Origin of the sequence: Nonomuraea aridisoli (genome assembly GCF_003236395.1) — a bacterium.
Lineage (GTDB): Bacteria > Actinomycetota > Actinomycetes > Streptosporangiales > Streptosporangiaceae > Nonomuraea > Nonomuraea aridisoli.
In genome coordinates this window covers 1-2861 of the sequence record NZ_POUD01000493.1, presented here as the reverse complement: position 1 = coordinate 2861, position 2861 = coordinate 1, and the positions used below count along the sequence as shown (strand labels likewise).

Below are 2861 nucleotides of genomic sequence, written 5' to 3'. Positions count from 1 at the left end.
CGGCAGCCGCGGGGGCGGCGGAGGCGGGTGGCGGTGTGCCCGCAGGGCACGGCCGGACAGACCGTGGCCTGCCTGCGCAGCACCGCGCGGGAAATCCAGCGATTCGGACCGCATCTCGTCAAGGAACTGCCGTAGCGGCGCGAGGCCCTCATGTCGGCACGGTACAACCGTTTCGGCGCTCGCGCCGCCCAATCGCCGGCCCGGCGTCCACACGGCCGGGTCAGAGCCGGGTCAGAGCCCCATCGCGGCCATGCGTTTGTTGTGCTCCTCCTGGAGTTTCGCGAAAAGTCGTGAAATATCGGCCTTACCCTCTTCGAGCGACTCCGTCAGCAACGTCGCCAGCTCCGGCCGCGCCGCGGCAACCTGCTGCCCCTGGCTGAGCGCCTCCCCCACCAGCCGCCGCGCCCACAACGCCAGCCGCCCGCTCGCCACCGGGTCGGCCTCGATCGCCGCCCTGACCCGTTCGACCGCGAACTGCGAACGCCCCTCGTCGACGAGCACCTCGTCGACCAGCCGGGCGATCGAGGGATCGAGATGCCGTGCCGCCTCCCGGTAGAAGTCGTGCGCGATGCCGTCGCCGACGTACGTCTTGACCAGCGCCTGCAGCCAGTCGGACGGCCGGGTCTGCGCGTGCCAGGCCTCCAGCGCCGCCACGAACGGCGCCATCGCCTCACCGGGGTCGGCCCCCAGCTCGGTCAGCCGGTCACGCAGCAGGCGGAAGTGGGCGTACTCGGTCACGGCGAGCTCACTCAGCGCCGCCCGGTCGGCCAGTGAGGGGGCGAGGGTGGCGGCATCCTCGGTCATGCGCGCGTACGCGCTGAGCTCCGCGTAGGCCAGCACACCGAGCAGGTCGACGACTCCAGGAGACTCTTTCATGGAAGGCAGCGTACTTCGGCGATTCTTCGGGAACATACGCGAGCTCGGCCAGCGTTGTGGTATCGAGTACACTGCTCTGTGAAAGTGCGACCGCACTGTGTTAATTCGGGACAACACCCCGATTACCCCCCGTTTCCCCGGGTGCGCGGTCGCTGATGACGCGAGAGGGCTGGCTCTACCGCGAGGACCCACGATACGGGGCGTTTCTCCGCCCGTCGGTCCCGGCAGGCCCGCCTTCATTTGAGACTGAGGCAGGCCACGCTGACGACTTTCCGAGACCTCGGAGTCACACCAGAGATCGCCGACGCCCTCGAGACCGAGGGCATCGTCACGCCGTTTCCGATCCAGGAAATGGCCCTCCCGCTCGCGCTGAGCGGCCAGGACCTCATCGGTCAGGCCCGCACGGGCACGGGAAAGACCTACGCGTTCGGCATCGCGATGCTGCAGAGCATCGGCAAGCCGCGCAAAAACCGAAAGAAGCCCCGCGGGCTGGTCGTCGTGCCGACCCGTGAGCTGGCCGTGCAGGTGAGCGAGGACCTCGTCACCGCCGCCGGCAAGCTCGGCTCGCGCGTCCTGACCGTCTACGGCGGCCGGGCGTACGAGCCGCAGATCGAGGCGCTGAAGGCGGGCGTCGACGTCATCGTCGGCACCCCCGGCCGGCTGCTCGACCTGGTCAAGCAGAAGCACCTCGACCTGAGCCAGATCACCTCGCTGGTGCTCGACGAGGCCGACCGCATGCTCGACCTGGGCTTCCTCCCCGACATCGAGCGGATCTTCAAGCTGATCCCCGCGCAGCGGCAGACGATGTTGTTCTCGGCCACGATGCCGGGCGAGATCGTCGCGCTCTCGCGCAAATACCTCAACCGCCCGACGCACGTACGCGCCGAGATGGAGAGCGGCGAGGGCGAGACCACGCCGCAGGTCCGCCAGGTCGTGTGGCGTACGCACCGGATGGACAAGATCGAGATCCTCGCGCGGCTGCTGCAGGCGAACGGGCGCGGGCTCACCATGGTCTTCTGCGAGACCAAGCGGGCCTGCGACATGGTCGCCGAGCAGCTCGACACCCGCGGCTTCGCGGTCGCGGCCGTCCACGGCGACCTCGGCCAGGGCCAGCGCGAGCAGGCGTTGCGGGCGTTCCGCAACGGCAAGATCGACGTGCTCGTGGCCACCGACGTGGCGGCCCGCGGCATCGACATCGACGACGTCACCCACGTGGTCAACTACGACTGCCCCACCGACGACAAGACCTACGTGCACCGCATCGGCCGCACCGGCCGGGCCGGGCGCACGGGCATCGCGGTCACGTTCGTCGAGTGGGAGGAGCTGACCCGCTGGAAGATGATCAACCAGATGCTCGGGCTGGAGTTCGCCGAGCCCGTGGAGACCTACTCCACCTCGCCGCACGTCTACACCGAGCTCGACATCCCCGAGGGCACCAAGGGCGTCCTGCCCCACGCCTCCCGTTCGCGGGCGGGGCTGTCGGCCGAGCGGATCGAGGACCTCGGTGAGACGGGCAGGATCCGCACGCGTGGCGGGCGCCGCCGCGAGGAGCGCGAGGAGCGTCCCGCCCGTACGCCGCGCCAGCGCCGCCGCACCCGCGGTGGCAGGGAGATGGCGGAGACCGTCGAGACGCCGGAGGTGGAGTCCGTGAACACCAAGACGCAGGAGGCGCTGCTGACCACGGACGAGGTCGAGCGGGCGGCCGAGCCGAAGCGCACCCGTACGCGCAGGGGTGCCGCTTCGACGGCCATCGAGCAGGCGCTCGCCGAGGCCCCCGAGGCGCCGGTGACGGGCGGCCGCTCCCACCGGTCCGACGACGCGGAGGCCCAGGAGGCCCCGGTGCGAGCCACCCGCTCCCGCCGGGCCGCCGACGCGGAGGCCGCGGAGGCCCCCGTGCGGTCCACCCGGTCCCGCCGCGCCGCCGCCGAGCCGGAGCCGGTCCCCGACCGCCCCGCGGCACCCGCCGCCGAGGCTCCCGCGGCACC

General features: G+C 71.2%; 2 protein-coding genes. One reads left to right on the top strand and one right to left on the bottom strand.

Annotated features, from left to right (window positions below):
• Positions 1 to 231: 231 nt before the first annotated feature.
• Positions 232 to 876, bottom strand: coding sequence for a ferritin-like fold-containing protein (locus tag C1J01_RS47315; RefSeq protein ID WP_181449362.1), 645 nt, complete (start codon positions 874 to 876; stop codon positions 232 to 234).
• 351 nt (positions 877 to 1227) lie between these two features.
• Here C1J01_RS47315 and C1J01_RS47310 point away from each other — a divergent pair.
• Positions 1228 to 2861, top strand: a 1634-nt coding sequence (locus tag C1J01_RS47310; protein WP_181449361.1) for a DEAD/DEAH box helicase, incomplete at its 3' end; no start/stop codon positions are given.